The 17,705-nt window shown below is 35.7% G+C and carries 11 protein-coding genes; 6 read left to right on the forward strand and 5 right to left on the reverse strand.

The features are described from left to right. Positions 1 to 13: 13 nt before the first annotated feature. The 4 genes from BLT94_RS12815 (at position 14) to BLT94_RS12830 (ending at position 4,943) form a co-directional block, all read left to right on the forward strand. A complete protein-coding gene (locus tag BLT94_RS12815; protein ID WP_175530349.1) occupies positions 14 to 3,244 on the forward strand; it encodes a YhdP family protein in 3,231 nt (1,076 codons plus the stop codon). A gap of 2 nt (positions 3,245 to 3,246) precedes the next feature. Further along, positions 3,247 to 3,735 carry a regulatory protein RecX gene (locus tag BLT94_RS12820; protein ID WP_092234756.1) on the forward strand — a complete coding sequence of 163 codons (489 nt, stop codon included), beginning with the start codon at positions 3,247 to 3,249 and terminating at the stop codon, positions 3,733 to 3,735. A gap of 16 nt (positions 3,736 to 3,751) precedes the next feature. Beyond that, positions 3,752 to 4,237: an asparaginase domain-containing protein gene (locus tag BLT94_RS12825; RefSeq protein WP_014958282.1), complete on the forward strand. Its 486-nt coding sequence runs from the start codon at positions 3,752 to 3,754 to the stop codon at positions 4,235 to 4,237. Between the two features lie 283 nt (positions 4,238 to 4,520). Further along, on the forward strand, positions 4,521 to 4,943 hold the full coding sequence (locus BLT94_RS12830) for a PilZ domain-containing protein (RefSeq protein ID WP_092234759.1): 423 nt from the start codon (positions 4,521 to 4,523) through the stop codon (positions 4,941 to 4,943). A 49-nt stretch (positions 4,944 to 4,992) separates the two neighbouring features. On the opposite strand, the gene BLT94_RS12835 is transcribed toward BLT94_RS12830, so the two are convergent. From BLT94_RS12835 to BLT94_RS12860, 5 genes are all read right to left on the reverse strand, one after another. Continuing rightward, on the reverse strand, positions 4,993 to 7,833 hold the full coding sequence (locus tag BLT94_RS12835) for a M16 family metallopeptidase (RefSeq protein WP_092234762.1): 2,841 nt from the start codon (positions 7,831 to 7,833) through the stop codon (positions 4,993 to 4,995). An 8-nt stretch (positions 7,834 to 7,841) separates the two neighbouring features. Beyond that, a complete protein-coding gene (locus BLT94_RS12840; protein WP_092234764.1) occupies positions 7,842 to 9,782 on the reverse strand; it encodes a peptidylprolyl isomerase in 1,941 nt (646 codons plus the stop codon). A 455-nt stretch (positions 9,783 to 10,237) separates the two neighbouring features. Further along, on the reverse strand, positions 10,238 to 12,118 hold the full coding sequence (locus BLT94_RS12850; RefSeq protein ID WP_092234770.1) for a methyl-accepting chemotaxis protein: 1,881 nt from the start codon (positions 12,116 to 12,118) through the stop codon (positions 10,238 to 10,240). Positions 12,119 to 12,456: 338 nt separating this feature from the next. Next, complete coding sequence (locus tag BLT94_RS12855) at positions 12,457 to 13,857, reverse strand: sigma-54-dependent transcriptional regulator (RefSeq protein ID WP_092234773.1); 1,401 nt, start codon at positions 13,855 to 13,857, stop codon at positions 12,457 to 12,459. 74 nt (positions 13,858 to 13,931) lie between these two features. After that, a complete protein-coding gene (locus BLT94_RS12860) occupies positions 13,932 to 16,214 on the reverse strand; it encodes an ATP-binding protein (protein ID WP_175530350.1) in 2,283 nt (760 codons plus the stop codon). A gap of 303 nt (positions 16,215 to 16,517) precedes the next feature. On the opposite strand from BLT94_RS12860, the gene BLT94_RS22030 reads away from it, so the two are divergent. Next, positions 16,518 to 16,658 carry a hypothetical protein gene (locus BLT94_RS22030; protein ID WP_175530351.1) on the forward strand — a complete coding sequence of 47 codons (141 nt, stop codon included), beginning with the start codon at positions 16,518 to 16,520 and terminating at the stop codon, positions 16,656 to 16,658. A 557-nt stretch (positions 16,659 to 17,215) separates the two neighbouring features. Continuing rightward, entirely contained in the window at positions 17,216 to 17,680 is a 465-nt protein-coding gene (locus BLT94_RS12865; protein WP_092235124.1) for a chemotaxis protein CheW, read from the forward strand. Positions 17,681 to 17,705: the final 25 nt, after the last annotated feature.

Genomic DNA, 17,705 nt, shown 5'->3' on the forward strand with positions numbered 1-17,705 from the left:
ATTAATCCGTATAATGATAACTTCTCTGAAAATTGGAATTAAAAGACCGGTTTTTTACGGCATTGTCTTAATTCTTGTTCTATTATTCTCCTCTCTTTTTACAGTTAACCGAGTCATCAATACCTTTTATATTAAAAATAAAATATCTTCTTTCATATATCAAAAAACAGGCACCCGGATTGATGGTTCCAGATTTTTTATTACCGTCTTTCCACAACCAAGCCTGACCATAGATAAGTTTAGTTTCAATGCCGACAATAAAACTGATATCAACATTAAATTATTAAAATTAAATTTCAACAGCCAGGCGATTTTTCGCGGTAAAATCAATATCAGCCAGATCATAATCAGTCAGCCTGAAATTAAAATCAGCACTCCCCAAAAAAATCACTCCATGATACCAATTGATTTTTCGGTTTCAACACATACTCAAAAATTAAAAAAAATCTTTGATTTTTTACCCGAACACCAGAATGATGTCGAAATTACGTTCAATAATTTCTCATCTTCTTATTTTAGAAGGATGGATGGATCAGTCTATCTGTCAAAAAAAGACGACACCATTTTACGAATAACCATAAAAGATATCCGATTCAAGGCTTCTGGAATTTATAACGCCTCTTTTGACCAAAACATTAATGTGGATTCAATTGAGCTTGATCAGTTAAAAACTATTTTAACGCTTAATTCAAAGGATGAAATCCAAGGACAATGTAACTTCATTGCCCCAAAAATAAAGTCAAAAAACAAAAAGATCCTTTTGGATTCAGACTTTATCGAGTCGGTTTTTAAATTGTCTGATAATTTTTATCAAATTGATATCCCTTCGTTCAAACTCAATTATCCTAATGGGTCTGTGGCAATTTATTTTGCAAACGATCAAATCAAAAAAAAATCAAACATACACTTTATTGGAACCAATATTCATATCAATAAGGCAAAAGAGATGTCATTATTGTTTTTCAAAAACAATAAGATCACCCGAAGTTTGTTTCAAATTCTGAATAACGGCAGAATTCCCAAAATTGATGTCTCGTTTCAAGGCAATGGCTTTAAAGATCTTTTTACCGGGAACCACTTAAAACTTAAAGGAACGATTGACAACGGTCTGGTAAATATTCCGAAAACAAATTTGGTTGCCTCACATGTGTTTGGGGATGCCCATATTCAAAATGGCATTCTGGATATCAATACAAACAAAGCAGTTATTCAAAGTTCAGTCATTGAAAAAGGACGTCTCAGCGTCGACCTTTTAAATTATGAGGATCATCCGTTTCAAGGAGAGTTTTTACTTGACGTTGATCTTACAATGATGCCCCAAACCTTGATATCCCTTTTACCCAACACACTATTGGCCAAAGAATTATCAATGGTTCATGATGTAAAGGGGCGATCAAAAGCCAAATTAAATCTTTCTTTGGAAACAATATCCCATGCTCTCAAGGTTCAAATCACTACAGCTGATTTTTCTGTCACAGGCAATTATGATCGGATTCCAGGTGTTATTGCCCTTGAAAACTTAAGGTTTGAATATAAACCTGATAACATACGCCTCAATGGTCTCACAGGGATGATAAACAACAGCAGGATTTATGATCTGAATACGGTGCTTGATTTTAAGGATCAAGCAAGGATAAGCATCCGGTCAGGCTCTGGTATAATCAACCTGGAATCAATGATCCCCTGGTTGATGTCCTATAAAAAAACCAGAGAGATGCTTTCTTGTGTCAAAAACGGAGGCGGTAAGCTACAAATCACCTCAATGGATCTATCCGGCCCCATATTAAAACCGGACCAATGGAAATATAATATTACCGGTAACGGTTTTGGAATTGATATCACAACACAGTGGAATCAGGACCAAATAGAAAACCTGTCCTGCCAATTTCAGGTATCGGATAATTTTTTAAATTTAAAAAAAATTCAAGCGACAATAAGAAACCTGTCGTGGATGGAACACTTTATTAAAAAAAAACATTTTGATAGTATTTTGGTTCCATTTGATTTGGAAAACGGCTATTTTCATACCGACACAAAGCAATCTTTTTTCAAAAGTAATCTTAACTTCACGACAGGACCTAAACTCTATATTGATCTAAAAGGTAAAACCCTTGATTTATCGGCCTTAAATACCATTACGTTTCTTGAAGAAGGAGTCTCAAACGCTTGTATAACGTTTAATCACAATACAGAAAAGCCCTTGTTTGATTTTAATGGGATTTTAAATACAACAACATTAAACAAAATTGTTATACCGGACAGTTACTGGGCAAAAAAAATCAATACCCTAACTAAAGGGCAACCCACATTAATACATACGGATAAAAATTCCAATTTACACATCATCACCCGGCAAATAAATCTAAATTCACCCCTGTCTCACTTCGGGACATTCCCGTTATACAATCGTCTGTTACCAGCCAAGCCAATTTATTTTAAAGCAGATAGACTGGTTACTGAGAAACTGACCTTTACACAAATCGACACCAAGGTTTCTTTTGAAAAAGAACATTTACACATCAACTTGAACACCGCTTTCTTATGTGATTTAAATACAAAAGGGTATATTAATTTAAAACAAGAGTGCATCGAAGGTGCCTTTTCGTTTGAGGCCCATAACAAGGCCAATATTCAAGATCTATTGACCTGTCTTTTTCAAAAAAATGACTTGATTGATGGTCGGTATTCTTTAACCGGTAATATTCTATCAAATAGTCCTTCAAAAGACTTATTAAATCAATTAACCGGTTCATTCAAATTAATCGCTGAACAAGGACGCATTTACAAATGGACACTTCTTTCAAGAATTCTTTCTGTTTTAAATGTTTCAAAACTTTTCAAAGGGAATATACCCAATGTTACACAAACAGGGTTTGCGTATAAAAATATTTCCATTGAAGCTGATATCAAAGACAGCAGGATTCACCTGACCAAAGCCATAATTGACGGGAAAGATATGTTGCTGATATTCAATGGGTGGATTGACCCTGCAAAAGATCAAATGGATCTGACCTGTCTTGTTGCTCCGTTTAAAACAGTTGATCTTATTGTTGAAAAAATTCCTGTTATCAATACGCTTCTTGGCGGACGGCTCATATCAGTTCCGTTAAAAGCCACTGGAAAACTTTTTGATCCTGTTGTTACCCTTTTACATCCGTCTGCAGTGAGTGACGGCCTTATCAATATAATGTCCAATATTTTAAACACTCCTGTCAAATTATTGGATAAACTATCCAAAGAGTGATCATGAAAATAATGGATTCATTTTCCAATAATACTAAAAAAATCGGACCTCCTTTAAATATGGCGATAAAATACTTAGCCTATCAACCGAGAACTGTTTATGAAATACAAGAATACCTTAAAAAAAAAGGGATCAATGAAGATTTTATAAAAAAAATTATTGAAATTTTATTGGAAAAAAAATATTTAGATGACAGGTATTTCGCAAAATTTTTTATAGAAACCAAGGCAAAACACAAACCAAAATCGAAATTCGCATTTCGATATGAACTCAAAAAAAAAGGGATCAACCCGTCAATCATTGACGCTGTTTTAACGCACTATGATGATCAGGATCTGGCATTAAAGTCGGTAAGACCAAAAATAAAAACATGGCACAGACTTGATAATAAAACATTTAAAAAAAAGATGATGAATTTTTTGCGGTACAGAGGGTTTAATTATGATATATGCCTGGCAACGCTGACCCATTTTATAGAATCAAGAGACTGAATGAAAGAGAGCCAAAATGGAAATTAAATTTATTGCTGTAGGCGGAACCATCGACAAAGTATATTTTGATTCGTTAAGCAGATATGAAATAGGAGAATCCAATATTAATGATATTTTAAAAGATGGAAGGATAAATTTTAAATACAAGGTGTCTTCCATATTAAAAAAAGATTCTCTTGATATGACGGATCAAGACCGGTTAATCATCCATCAAGCAGTACAAGCCGAAATTAATGACAAAATCATCATTACCCACGGCACTGACACCATGATTGAAACAGCAAAAGTGCTGGCCGACATTAAAAACAAGGTCATCGTCCTGACCGGTGCCATGGAGCCTGCAAAATTCAAATCCAGCGATGCAATTTTCAACATCGGTTTTGCTGTTGCCGCAGTTCAAACCTTACCCCATGGGGTTTATCTTGCCATTAGCGGCAAAATTTTTACACCTGATAATGTAATGAAAAACAGGATCTTAAAACAATTTGAGGAAAAAATGTAATTTTATAAGAAATAAAATACATACTTTTATAACTAATTTTTCCAAAAATGCATAAAAATTTAAATTACCTTTTGTATCAAGAATAAAACAAAATCCCATCACACTGCCCTGAAAAAAGCCAAAAACAAACTTTGATAAGCTTATTTTTTCTATCCCATATAAAATTTTTTCATACGATTTATCATACAGTCAACCAATGTATTTAAATGGCACAATTTATGCTCTAATTAATTTAAGAAATTTAAAGAAAAATTTAATATAGCTATAGCTATGAAAAAAGAGGATGCTTTTTGTGGGCAGAAAAAGAACCATTGATAGACGAAAAAACAAAAGATACAAGGCTGAAGAAGGTGCTTACGCAGCCATAAGCCCAAATTCCAAAAAATTAGGACAGATAATTGATATCAGTATGGGCGGTCTTACATTCAAATATATTGATACAAATGCGGATGATAATGAGAATGAAAATCTTCCGGAAGAAAAGATCTTTTTAAGCAGCATGGGATATTATGTAGGCGATCTTCCTTTTAAGATTGTTTTAGACTATGAAATAAAAAATGCACCCTCATTCAGTTCAATGAAAATCAGAAAAATGCATGTACAGTTTACCGACCTAAGTTTTAAACAGCTTTTTGATCTGGATTATTACCTTAGAAATAATGTTTCCGGACAAATAAAGAAGCTGCCCCCGCAATACAAATCTTAATTCATATAACAATTGCCTTCCTCTTATAAATCCATTTAAAAATCAATTTTTATTGCTTATGAGTTTCCTGTTTAATGTAAATTATAGCGCTTCTATTGTTATTCAGATATTTTTTTGCAAGCAATATCAAATCATCCCTGGTGATGGATTTGTAGTCATCCGTCATATTCCCGGACCAATCAAATTTTTGTGGATAATTTGAAGAATTGGCCATGACGGAATTTAACCAGTAAGAATTAGTTTTTCTAAGAACTTTCAGATGATTTATAACCGGTTTTAAGGCAAGATCCATCTCTTTTTTTGAAATACCGTTTGCGGTTACGGCATTAATAATATCTTTAATTTTATTGAAAACGAATTGATGACTATCATTTTTTACACTGACAACCATATGCAGTATGCCATAGCCATTAAAGCTCATCGAGGGATCATTATACACATAAGGAGAATATGTTTCACCAAGTTCCTCTCTTATAACGATTCTCAATCTTTCTGAAAGAACTCTGGATAAAACAGATAGCCTGCGAGTTTGCCTGATATTCCAAAAATCATCCGTTGGGAATGCGACATGAACAACGCCTGTATCAATTTTTGTATCCATTTTCAGTTCAAGATGTTCACCTTCCGGGAAATATATTTTACCTGTATTGATTGATTTAATAGGAAAACTTTGTCTTTTTTGAATCGCTCCAATATAGGTTGAAGCAAGATTTATTATATTTTCAACATCAAAATCTCCAATAATGGATATTTCAACCGGTGAACTTTTAAAATATGAGGTCAACCAATCTTTAATATCATTCAGGGTATACTGATTAATCGTCACGGGCCGGGGCAACCCAAACCGGGTATCGTTTCCGGCAAGAAAAAGATCTCCTGTTGTCCGCATAATGCCTTCAGGTGTTCGTATGCGGCTGTCATACTGCTGTTGATACCTGGTTTTCGCTATATCCAGAGCTTCAACCCTGAATCCTGGATCATTAAGATAATGATAGATGAGTTGAAAAACAAGTTCAGCTTCTTTAGGGTTAGCAGACCCGGATAAAGAAAAATAATTTTCATTGATCTTGAATCCCATCGTGACCTCTTTGCCGGCCAGGGCTTGGTCCAACTCATCCGTATCAAGCTTTCCTAATCCGCCTGACTGAAGCACACGCTCAGTAAGTAAGGATAAACCCGGTTTTGAAACAGGCACTGATTTTTTTCCCTGGCCAAAACAAACCTTAAAAAGAATTTCATTTTTTTTAAAATCTGTTTTTTTTAAATTTAATCGAATATTGTTTTTAAAATCAATAACCGTGATACCAAGATCTTTAACATTATCTTGCCTTGACTTGATGCCGTGTTTAGAAAACGGCAATTCAAGATATGGGAATTTCTTGGATTCAGGATCTTTATACAGTGTAATTTTATCGTTGTAACTGTTCTTATAAACATCAAGAATGTTTGCTTCAGGTGCCTGCGTATCTATATGGGCATTGCCTGATACAAGCACAAGCCGGTGATCTTTTGCCCATGTCTCTTTTAGCGCGTTATGGGCATCCTGTAATGAAATTGATTCAATATAGGGCTTTAAAAAATCCATTCTCTGTTTCGGAGATAACAGCAATCTTTTTTGATTTATAGCTGTCAAAATTTTTCTGGAAAGATCAGGACTTTTTTGTGATTCTGCAAGATTTTGCTGTTTTTCAAGCGAGGAAATGAAATCCGCCTTGACTCTATCCAGCTCCGTTTGCGTAAAACCAAATAAAAGACCCTGTCTCAAGGTTTTTTCAATCTGATGAAGACCCTGTTTCCACCTATCGGGTTGACAAACTGCACTAATGGCTGATAGTGACAGGTGACGCAAATATTTTCCTGAAAAAACAGATGCTTCTGAAAAATCTGCCGTTTGCTTGCTGACCATTCTCGATAATCGATTCTGCAATATGGAATCTGCTATATGGTTTAACGTTCTTTTTTTCAGGAGATCCGGGGTTTGTGTTTCAAAAGGTTCCCAGGAAATTGTTTCAATTGTGATATCAGTACTGCCGGCTTCGGGCTCATAATGATAAAAAGATTTTACCCCTTTATGTTCTTCCCATTTGGTTAATAAAGAATGTTTCAAAAAAAAAGTGCGGGGTTTGAGTTTGGAAAATCTTTTGGTTATCATGGAAAGAACCGTTTGCCTGTCAAAGTCACCCACAACAATCAACACCATATTATCAGGCCGATACCACTGGTCATAATATGCGTTCAACAATTTTCGATCTGCTTTTTTTATGACACTGTCGATCCCAATTGGTAATCTTTCAGAAAACAATGAACCCGGCAGTTCAAATGCCAGTTTTTTTTTAAAGGTACGGTACGATACCGAGTCTCGTTCCCTTTTTTCCGCCATAATAATGCCGCGTTCACGATCAATTTCAGCATCCAAAAGCAGTGCCCCCTTTGCATAGTCCTGTATGACGACAAAGGCATCATCCATTTGCTGATAGTCTGCGCTGGGCAAAGACAGATCATAAACCGTATTAAAAAAAGAAGTATGGGCATTGGCATCCGAGCCGAAATCCATACCAATAGATTGGAAATATTCAATTAATTCACCTGGCTTATAATGTTCTGACCCGTTAAACAACATATGTTCCAGATAATGGGCAACACCTTGTTGCTCATTTGTCTCATGCATGGAGCCGGCAAAAACATTCAGATGAACGTTAACCCTGTCTTCTGGTTTGGAATTCTCCATGAGGATATATTGGAATCCATTGGAGAGTACTCCATAAACAATTGCAGGATCAGTTTGCATGCTGTTATCGGGATCAATAACAATATGTCTGGGGGTAACACACGAAGCTAAAAATAAAAATCCTAAAACAATAATTTTAAGAGTACTATTGCGCCTTATCACGATACCCTTTAATTCAAAAATTCAGGATCATAATTGATTTCACACTGTTTTTTTAATTCAGCCACCCATGCCTGAAACGATTGGGCCTGTTTTCTCCAGATAATTTCATCTTTTACACTGTTAATATTTTCTGAAATTTCAGATTCTTCGGGTAATTGTCGTTCTTTTAAACCGATAATACAAAAACCGCCTGAAGTTTTAATTATTTCAGGATAAATTGTGTTATTATTATTCAATGAAAAACTTGCCTGGATAAATTCAGGAGAATTACCTACTCCTTCGACATTGCCGTTTCTTATAAATAATTCCGTGGATTTAATGTTTAGTTTATGGTCATTCGCCAACTTATCCAATATTTTTTTTACCGATTTTTCTGTATCCAGTACTTTGGTGTCTGATTTTTTTATCTCAAGGGCTTTGGTGAGATACAACTGAGCATCTTCTTTTGCCCGTGCTGTTTGCATTTTTGTCTTAAGCGCTTTTCGAACCCTGTCTTTTACAATATCAAGTTCCTGAACAACAGGATCAATCTTTTTAACCACCTTGATCAAATAATAAGAGTCACCAAATTGTTTTACATCACTGATATCACCCAGAGGAAGCTCAAAAGCAGCCCTTGCAAAGCCTTTATTATCAGCCATATTAACCCCTTCTCCAAGGATACTGAACTCTTTGGTTGTAATGATGTTTTGCTTGGCGATAAGGGCGACCTGTTCTAAATCGTCTCCGTCAATCACGGCATCAAATGCTTCCCCGGCTTTATCGTAAGTTAAATTCTGCAGTTTTTGTTGTTTCAGCTCTTTTTTGATTTTTTCCGAACTCTGGGCCAACGTTTTAGTGGAAGCATCAAATTTGGCTATGATTTTAATGATATGCCAGCCAAATCGAGTTCGCACAGGAGTACTTATTTCACCGGCCTTCATAGCAAAGGCCTTGTCAGCAAAAGGTTTCACCATACTTTGTTTTTCAAACACACCCAGGTATCCTCCGTTCTCTTTTGAAGGCCCTTCTGAATATTGTTTTGCAAGCTGTTCAAAATCCTGTCCTTCATCAACAGCCTTCACATATATTTCCCGGGCTCTTTTTTCTGTTGCCTTAACAACTTCTTCTTCGGCATCTTCATTGACTTTAATTAAAATATGCCTGGCTTCAATTTTTTGTGGTATTTTAAATTGTTCCTGGTGTTGTTCGTAATACTCTTTAATATCGGATTCTGTGACACTTACAGTATCTTTATAATCTTCAGGAGAAAATTTCAAATACACTGCCTTGATTTTAGGCTCAGATTTATATTGATCTTTATTTTCGATATAAGACGCTTTGACCTGGTCTTCATCCGGGTTAATATCGGAATAGCCTTTAGGATCAAACAGCAGATAATCAACTGCAATTTTTGTATTTTGAAATAAATACCAGTTCCTTGCTTCAAGGTCTGATACATTCACCGCACTCAGCACCATATCTTTAATCTTTTGCTGTCTAATTGAATTGATTTGAAGTTCTTCAAAAATTTCAGGATTCAAAGAATTCAAACTTAAGACTTTTTTATACTGATCTAAATCAAATTTCCCATCTTTTTGAAATGCTTTAATTGAAAGCAGAATTTCTTGAAGTTCTTTATCAGAAACATTAATCTTTAGTTTGTCGGCCTGGGCTAAAATTATTTTTTGTTCAATTAATGAATCAAGCGCCTGTTGTTTTACATTAAGTGCTTTCAGAATATCATCATTTAAATTTTTTCCAAATCTTGCCCGCATTTGATCAACAATCGACTTATATGCCTGCTGATACTCCTTTATGGTAATCGGGTCATCATTGATAGTTGCAATTGAATCATTTCTTTTTGTTCCGAATGATCCCACACCGAGAAACACAAACACGATAACAATGATCCCAAGAAATAATTTAATGATCCAGTTTCCGGTATTTTCACGCAAGTAACGCAGCATCAATATTCTCCTTAACTCTCCTGTAAAATAAAACTCATTATGATTAAACAAAATGTATTATAGTAGCTTTTCATAAAAGCCTGTGTCAAGATTATTATTAAATGAAGAATCCCTGCCAGGATGGCAGGGATTTTAAAAGAACCCGGAAAATATTATAAATTACATTGCCTTCATCAATAAAACAAAAATAATAATGCGAACTTTTTACCTGGACTGGCTTCAGGTATGTTTTTTCCGGTTTTCTTATTGTGCAAGGGTTTGTATGAAGAACAAGACTCCATGGCCAAAATAATATGAACAAGACCGAAGTGCGATTACCCCGGTCTTTTCTGTAAAAAATATAATTGATATCCTTTTGCATTAGTGGCTTTTGGAATCATTATACAATTGATTGAAACTGTTAAAACCTTCTTTGTTCTGACTTGTCCAGGTCAGGTTTTATATTTTATACAGGATTAAAAATCATCAAACGACTCATTTTCATCAAAGGGTATAATTTGATTCGATTTTATTTCTTGTTTACTGGTAGCCGTTATTTTGTTTTGATTTAAGCCAATAGAATGAGATTTATAAGAAAAGGAGGGTGCTTTTTTTTTGTTTATCAAAACATTTGTCCTGTCTTCTTTGCCGCTCACCAAAAGAACAAGATCAGCCACATAATCCCTTAGTTGTTCTGCCTGGGAACTCATCTCTTCTGATGCGGAAGCGGATTCTTCAGCATTGGTGGCATTTTGTTGAACCACTTTGTCCATTTCGTAAATAGCGTTATTGACCTGATCAATTCCATCAGACTGGTCTCTGGATGCTTCTGAAATTTCAACAACCAGATCACCAACCTTACTGCTGATTTCAGCCACATCCCTAAAAGAATCGCTGGTTTTTAAAACTATTGCTGATCCATCGCTGATTTTTTTTACAGTATCTTTAATCAACTCTGCCGTATCTTTTGCAGCATTAGCAGCCCGCATGGCAAGATTTCTGACCTCATCTGCAACGACGGCGAATCCTGCTCCGGCTTCGCCTGCACGAGCAGCCTCAACGGCAGCATTCAATGCCAGAAGATTTGTCTGAAATGCAATTTCATCAATTGTTTTGATGATCTTGGAAGTTTCTTCACTTGCTTTTGAAATATCATTCATGGAAAGAGTAAGTTGTTTCATTGATTCATTTGCCTCAGTAACGACATGATTTGCCTGTTTCATGAGACGGTCGGCATTGCTTGAATTTTCAGCATTTTTCTTTGTCATTGAAGACATCTCTTCTATTGATGCAGAAGTTTCTTCAATAGAGGATGCCTGCTGGGAAGAGCCCTCTGCAAGGGACTGGCTGGCAGAGGATACCTGAATCGAAGCTGATGCAACCTGGTTAGCCCCTTCTTCCATTCCGTTGATAATCCTGTTGATTGGATTCACAATTGACTGTGTAATTAAGAATATTATTGCTGCAATAATAATAACGCAAACAACACCGATAATAATGCTTGTGTTACGCATCTGATAAACCGGAGCAAAAATTTCAGCATTGTCTGCTGTTGACGCAACTATCCAACCCAAATTCGGTTCTTCTGCAAATGCAACTGTTTTATTAACACCTTCAAAGCTATAGTTTATCAGCCCTTTTTTTTGTTTCAGCATTTGGCGGCCGAAATCATATTGACTTATATCCAGTGTTAATATCTTTGATTTATCCGGATGGGCCAGTATAATTCCCTCATTACTGCTGATATATGCATATCCTGTTTCTCCGACTTTTTCGGAATCAACAAATTCTTTTGTAAAGTGATTCAGGTTAATGGCTCCAAAAAGCACACCTACTATGGTGTTGTTTTGTTTGACCGGAGAAGAGATGCAAAAGACCGGATTTCCTGAAACCTTGCTTTTTATTACCTCTGAAACCGATATATTTCCTGATAAAGCTTCTTTAAAGTAACTTCGATTTGAGACATTCATTGATCCTATCATGCCGGTTTCAGATGACGCTATAATAATGCCTCCGGGATCAGCTATGGATATAAGTTCAAAAAACGTATTGTTCCTTTTGATTTTTTCCAAACGACGGTTTGCTGTGCTTTGTATGCTTTCATCTTTTGATGATGGGTTTGAAGCATCTGCGAATATAGTTTCTTCACTGAAATTATTTAGATCATTTTTCCGTTCCATGATCCAATTGCCAACTTGCTTTGAAATTGAACCGGATACATATTCCAGCTGGCTTGCAATGGAATTTTCCAGGGCCTTGCTGGATTTCATGTATGAAAGAACCGACATCAAAATCAAACAAAGTATGGTTGTTGTCACAGTTGGAAGAAGGAATTTGTACTTTAAGCTGAGTTTCATGAGGAATTTCCTTTAATTTGTTTTGATAACTGTTATTTTAACTATTTCATTTAACTTTTTTACTCAACTTTTGGACTTAAGCTTTAGTGGACGGGTTCAGGCTTGTTTTATTGTAATCTTTATTAAAATATCATCAAACCTGCAAACAAAGTGCAATAATGCACGCCTGACTCCATCTGAATTTTGCCAACTCAGAAAGTTGAGTTTTTATTAACATTAGTCATTAATTTTCATAATCGGCAGTAAATATAAAATTGTTTATATCTCAGGTTGTTATACAACTTGTCCAATCGGGTAGGGTGTAACAAACATATGACTGCCTTGAAAATGTAAATAAATTAAACTCCTTTTATATTATACTGTTGCAAGAGACGGTAAATATGACCTCTTGAAAGCCCGGATATCCGGCAGGTTTCCTTAATGTTTCCTTGTGTGACCGATATCAGATTCTGAATATATGCATGTTTTGTGTTTTCAATATGATCTTTTAGCTTTGGGATGCTGCCGATTTTTTTTTTGTTTGGAAAAAAAGATGGAGTGTTTTTGTTGGCTTTGTTTTGAGCTTTGATTTTATTTCTGATGTTAACTGCCCGAATATTTTCGGGTAGGTGATGGGGGAAAAGTGTGGTGCCGTCACCTGCCTCGCTGAAGACCAGATCTATTGTATTGATAAGTTCCCGGACATTTCCAGGCCATTCATAAAATTTAAGTTCTTCTGAAAATTCCCTGGACATTGTACAATTTTTTCCGGAAAGATCTTTTTTGCTATTGAGATGATGTTGGGCAAGAGTGATGATATCTTCTTTGCGGTCTTTTAATGGAGGCAGGTGAATATTCATGGAAAATAATCTAAAAAAAAGGTCTTCTCGGAATTTGTTTTGTTTCACCATGGCTGCTATATCACGATGTGTTGCACAAATCAGCCTGAAGTCACTTTTAACTTCTTTTTTGCTGCCAATGGGTCTGAATATTTTTTCCTGAAGTACTCTGAGAAATTTTTTTTGAACATCTAAAGGGAGTTCACCCACTTCATCCAGGAACAAGGTTCCCTTATCAGCCATTTCCATTAAGCCTGTTTTATCAGAATCAGCCCCTGTGAATGCACCTTTTGAATGACCAAAGAGTGTGTTTTCAACAAGATGTTCAGGTAACGAGGCACAGTCAACAACCACAAATTCTTCATGGGATCGTTTACTGTTGTCATGGATGGCCCTGGAAAAAAGCTCTTTACCGGTTCCTGTCTCTCCTGTGATCAGGACAGGAAGATCATTATGGGCAGCCGTTGAAATTTTATCCAGACAGTTTGAGATTAATCTGCTTTTGCCAATAATAGCTGTACAGTTAATAGGTTTTTCCGGGCTTTTTGCCTGTTTTTGCCTGCGATATTCTAATGCTCTTTCTAAAGCAAATTTAAAATTTCTATGGGATTCTCTTTTTGAAATATAATCCCAAGCGTTAGACCGCATTGCCAACTCTGCACCGTCAATATCTTCATCCGCCGTAATAATAATGATTTCCGGAGCCAGTGGGAGCTGTTTTATGATTTCTATAGCGTCCAGGCCATTGCCGTCCGGCAAATTTACATCCAGAAAAACAATATCAATATATTCAGAAATTATTTTATCCAGTCCCTCTTTCAAAGTCAGTTGATAAGATGCGGTATAACCCATTCTATTAAAAACTTTGGATAAAAGTTTACATATCTGTTCGTCATCATCTATGATTAATACGTTAGGCATAATTTTTTTTTATCTAATAAAAATGAATTAATCTCAAGAGTTTTTTAATCTCCCGATATTTCAAAAAGTTAGTATTATTTGCTTTCATCTAAAACAGACCTTATCGTTTCTGTAAATTTCGATTTGATAATAGGCTTAAACAGCAGTCCTTTTACTCCGATTGACCTGGCTTTTTCCGGACTTATCTGTTCGCTGAACCCGGTACAGATGATGACGGGAAAACCGGGAATGGTATCCATAATTTTATGTGCAAGCAGATCCCCTGTCATGTCCGGCATTGTCATATCCGTAATAACCAAATCAAACCGGTCAGGATTTGCGCTTATAAGCTCTACCGCCTTCAGGCTGCTATCTTGTGTCTCTACTTTATATCCTAGCCGTTCAAGCATTGTTTTTTCAAGCCTTAAAACCTGATGTTCATCATCCACCAGAAGGATTCTTTCATTTCCCCGGGCATGAATCAATTTTTCTGCTTGAGGGTCAGAGATGAATCTTTGTTTGAGAGCAGGAATATACACATCAAAGGTGCTGCCCTCACCCGGGCTGCTTGTTACCTTGATTTCCCCTTTGCAGCTTTTTACAATCCCCTGGACAACAGACAGTCCTATTCCTGTTCCCTTTCCCTTGGATTTTGTAGTAAAATAAGGATCAAATATTTTTTCTAAAGTCATTTTGTCCATACCTGTTCCGGTATCACTGACAGAAAGCCAGATAAAAGGTTCAACGAAGGGTTTGCCACAAGGAATGAATTTTTCATGGAAGAGATCCGTTTTTTCTGAATTTTTAAGCTTTATGGTCAATGTTCCTCTTGAATCTTGTATGGCATGGTAGGCATTGGTAATTAAATTCATGGCCACCTGATGGATCTGTGTCGGATCAGCCAGAATCATAAGGCAATCAGGATCAATCTCTTTTTTGATTTTTATTGATGTCGGAATGGTTGAGCGGATCAGTTTTATCACTTCCTTGATAATTAAATCCGGTTTTAACGGCCTTACCTTTTGATCTGTCTGGCGGCTGAATGTCAGTATCTGTTTCACAAGATCTTTTGCCCGTCTTGCCCCGATTAAGATTTCATTTACACTTTCCTTATACTGACTGTCCTGTGGAAAGTCTTCAACCAGCATTTCCGCATACCCGATAATTGGAAAAAGGATGTTGTTGAAGTCATGGGCAATGCCGCCTGCCAGCGAACCAATTGCCTCAACCTTCTGAAGTTGTTGAAGTTGTTTTTCCAGCTCTTTTCTTTCATGTTCCGCTTTTTTCTGATGAATTAAAATCATTACATTTGTAATCAATGCTTCAATTTGTTTTACGTCTTCTTTGGTATACTCATCGGGTTTGTTTGCCACGACTGTAATAAGCTCAATACCATCTTTCCCAACGGTTGGGACTGAAAGAAATCGTTTTATCCTCACATGGCCTTCGGGCAATCCTGATTTTTCTTCATGTTTTGCCGCATAATCATTTATGATGAGAGGTGCTTTTTTTTTGATTGATTTTGACCAGAAACCAGCAGTTTTGACGGGAAATTTAATTGGGTTATCAGTTACATTGCACTCAATCATTACTTCCGGAGAAATCGAATATAGAGTCATTTCACTTTCATCATGATTTAAAAATCCGATATAAGCATATGGACTATGGGTAATGTTTTCAATCTCCGCCAATGCATAATCACATATTGTTTTTAGAGTTTCATTACCCATGCTGGCGATTTTCCAAAGTGCTTCCAGCCTTATTCTTAATTCTTGTTCATTTTTTTGTTTTTTGATAAGTTCTAGTTCTGCCAGTTTGCGTTTGGTAATATCTTCTGTTATCGACAATAATTGGGGTTTACCCTCAAAAGTTATGATGACACCACTATACAGGCCATAAAATATACTCCCGTCTTTTTTATGAAAAACAACCTCTAAGGCATTAACCTCTCCTTGCGTTGTCAATAGCTGCTTTAGATGGTTTCGATCATCAACTGATATAAATCCCAAATCAGATGAGGTGGTTCCGATGGTTTCTTCCCTGGTGTATCCCGTGATCCTGATAAAATTTTCATTTACATCTATAAATTTGCCTTCATCTATCGTGGTGATACCCATGCAAATTGGACTTTTATGAAATATTTTAAAAAATTTTGGGGATGCATTGGACAGATTCTTTTTATGTTCCAATCCTTTGGAAGCTGTTTTTTTAACCGTTTTTTGTAGTTTTTCAGAAACCAGGGCTCCGGCGCAAATACCAAAAGTGATACCTCCATAAGCAGCAGCAAGTCCGACCAAAATGACTCTGCCATCCATCAAAATTACCGGCAGTATGTCAATATACGTCATCACGCCGATCCCGGCGACGACTGCGAACAAGGCCCCCATGGCCATATTTTGAAAGATTGGTATTGTGGATTGGAAATGAGACCGTAAAAATCCGAATAAAAAAGAAAAAGAAAAAAATAACAAAATATTTGGAGCAAGACATTTAAATAAGGCACTCATAACATCCATGATGTTGTCCAGTCTAAAATAATCTATTCAACAAATTAGAATTGTTTTTGTGATTAAAACTATAACTTGTTTGAATTCTAATTAGAGTGTTTTCTCTTATCACTAATTCTATTTATTAGAAATAAAAATTGTAAAAATATAAATTTGATAGCCGAAAGGCCGGATATGAAAATCCTTATCCATGCTAAAAAAAAAGATGAAAATAGCAAAGAGACCTTGGATAAGCGAATCATTCAAATGGTGCTGGATGTTGCCATAAGACATGATTTTCCAAGCATCCGTGTACTGAATGCTTTTTTCTCCTAATGGAGCAGTATTCAAATCGACTAAATCCTTATTGATCTGTCAGGCATAAATGTCCGCTGTTTACATTAGTAATAAGGACCCAAAAAAACTTTGAGGCATATTTTGAAACCGATAAACTTCAAAACAAGGCAAGAAGTCTTATTTTTGTGACAGTCTCATTTTTGCGACAAACCCTAAAGACCAACATATAATCAATAATTTCAATAAATTAACAACCCATAAGATAAGCTATGATATAAATTGTCATATTTTTGTGACAATTTATCAGGTTTGTCAAATTTTGTAACCGATTGAAATAAATCAAAATTTCTATCTGATCACTTTGGCACGGGAATTGAATTAATGTAAATTAGTTTTAGTTGGTTTTAAATTGATTTAAATAATTATTGATAAAATCAAAGTTTAAGTAGAGTTCAACAATCAACATAAAAGAGACCTATGGATAAAATACTTATTCAATAAAACGCAATATAAACATTAAACAGGAGAAAGAACTTGTGGAATCACCGGGCAGTTCAAATCAAGACAATTTAAATCAAACAATTCAGACAACAATCATGAAAACAGGCAAATATCTAACCTTTAACCTTGTGGAGGAAGAATACGGCATTGGTATTCTTAAAGTCAAAGAAATCATAGGGATGATGCCGATCACTTCAGTCCCCCGAACGCCTAGTTTTGTCAAGGGTGTTATTAATTTAAGGGGAAAAGTGATTCCCGTTATTGATCTTAGATTAAAATTCGGCATGGACTCCATACCATATTCAGACCGGACATGTATTATTGTTGTCGAAGTTGATTCAAATGACATGACTGTTCAAATCGGTATAGTTGTGGATTCCGTTTCTGAAGTATTAAATATTAGTGAAGCAGAGATAGAAGAAACCCCGGCCTTTGGAACCAAACTTGATACCACTTATATAATGGGCATGGCAAAGACACAAGGTGGTGTAAAAATTCTTCTGGATATTGATCATGTATTGTCAAATGAAGAATTAATGGGGCTTAAAAAAACTGTCTGATCATTTTTTCAGATCACAAAACAAA

The organism is Desulfobacula phenolica, assembly GCF_900105645.1.
Lineage (GTDB): Bacteria > Desulfobacterota > Desulfobacteria > Desulfobacterales > Desulfobacteraceae > Desulfobacula > Desulfobacula toluolica.

Excerpts from the sequence above, each read along its gene's own strand:
- BLT94_RS12815 (WP_175530349.1), top strand. The coding sequence starts at position 14 with ATGATAACTTCTCTGAAAATTGGAATTAAAAGACCGGTTTTTTACGGC.
- BLT94_RS12820 (WP_092234756.1), top strand. The coding sequence starts at position 3,247 with ATGAAAATAATGGATTCATTTTCCAATAATACTAAAAAAATCGGACCT.
- BLT94_RS12825 (WP_014958282.1), top strand. The coding sequence starts at position 3,752 with ATGGAAATTAAATTTATTGCTGTAGGCGGAACCATCGACAAAGTATAT.
- BLT94_RS12830 (WP_092234759.1), top strand. The coding sequence starts at position 4,521 with ATGCTTTTTGTGGGCAGAAAAAGAACCATTGATAGACGAAAAAACAAA.
- BLT94_RS12840 (WP_092234764.1), bottom strand. The coding sequence starts at position 9,782 with ATGCTGCGTTACTTGCGTGAAAATACCGGAAACTGGATCATTAAATTA.
- BLT94_RS12850 (WP_092234770.1), bottom strand. The coding sequence starts at position 12,118 with ATGAAACTCAGCTTAAAGTACAAATTCCTTCTTCCAACTGTGACAACA.
- BLT94_RS12855 (WP_092234773.1), bottom strand. The coding sequence starts at position 13,857 with ATGCCTAACGTATTAATCATAGATGATGACGAACAGATATGTAAACTT.
- BLT94_RS22030 (WP_175530351.1), top strand. The coding sequence starts at position 16,518 with ATGAAAATCCTTATCCATGCTAAAAAAAAAGATGAAAATAGCAAAGAG.
- BLT94_RS12865 (WP_092235124.1), top strand. The coding sequence starts at position 17,216 with ATGAAAACAGGCAAATATCTAACCTTTAACCTTGTGGAGGAAGAATAC.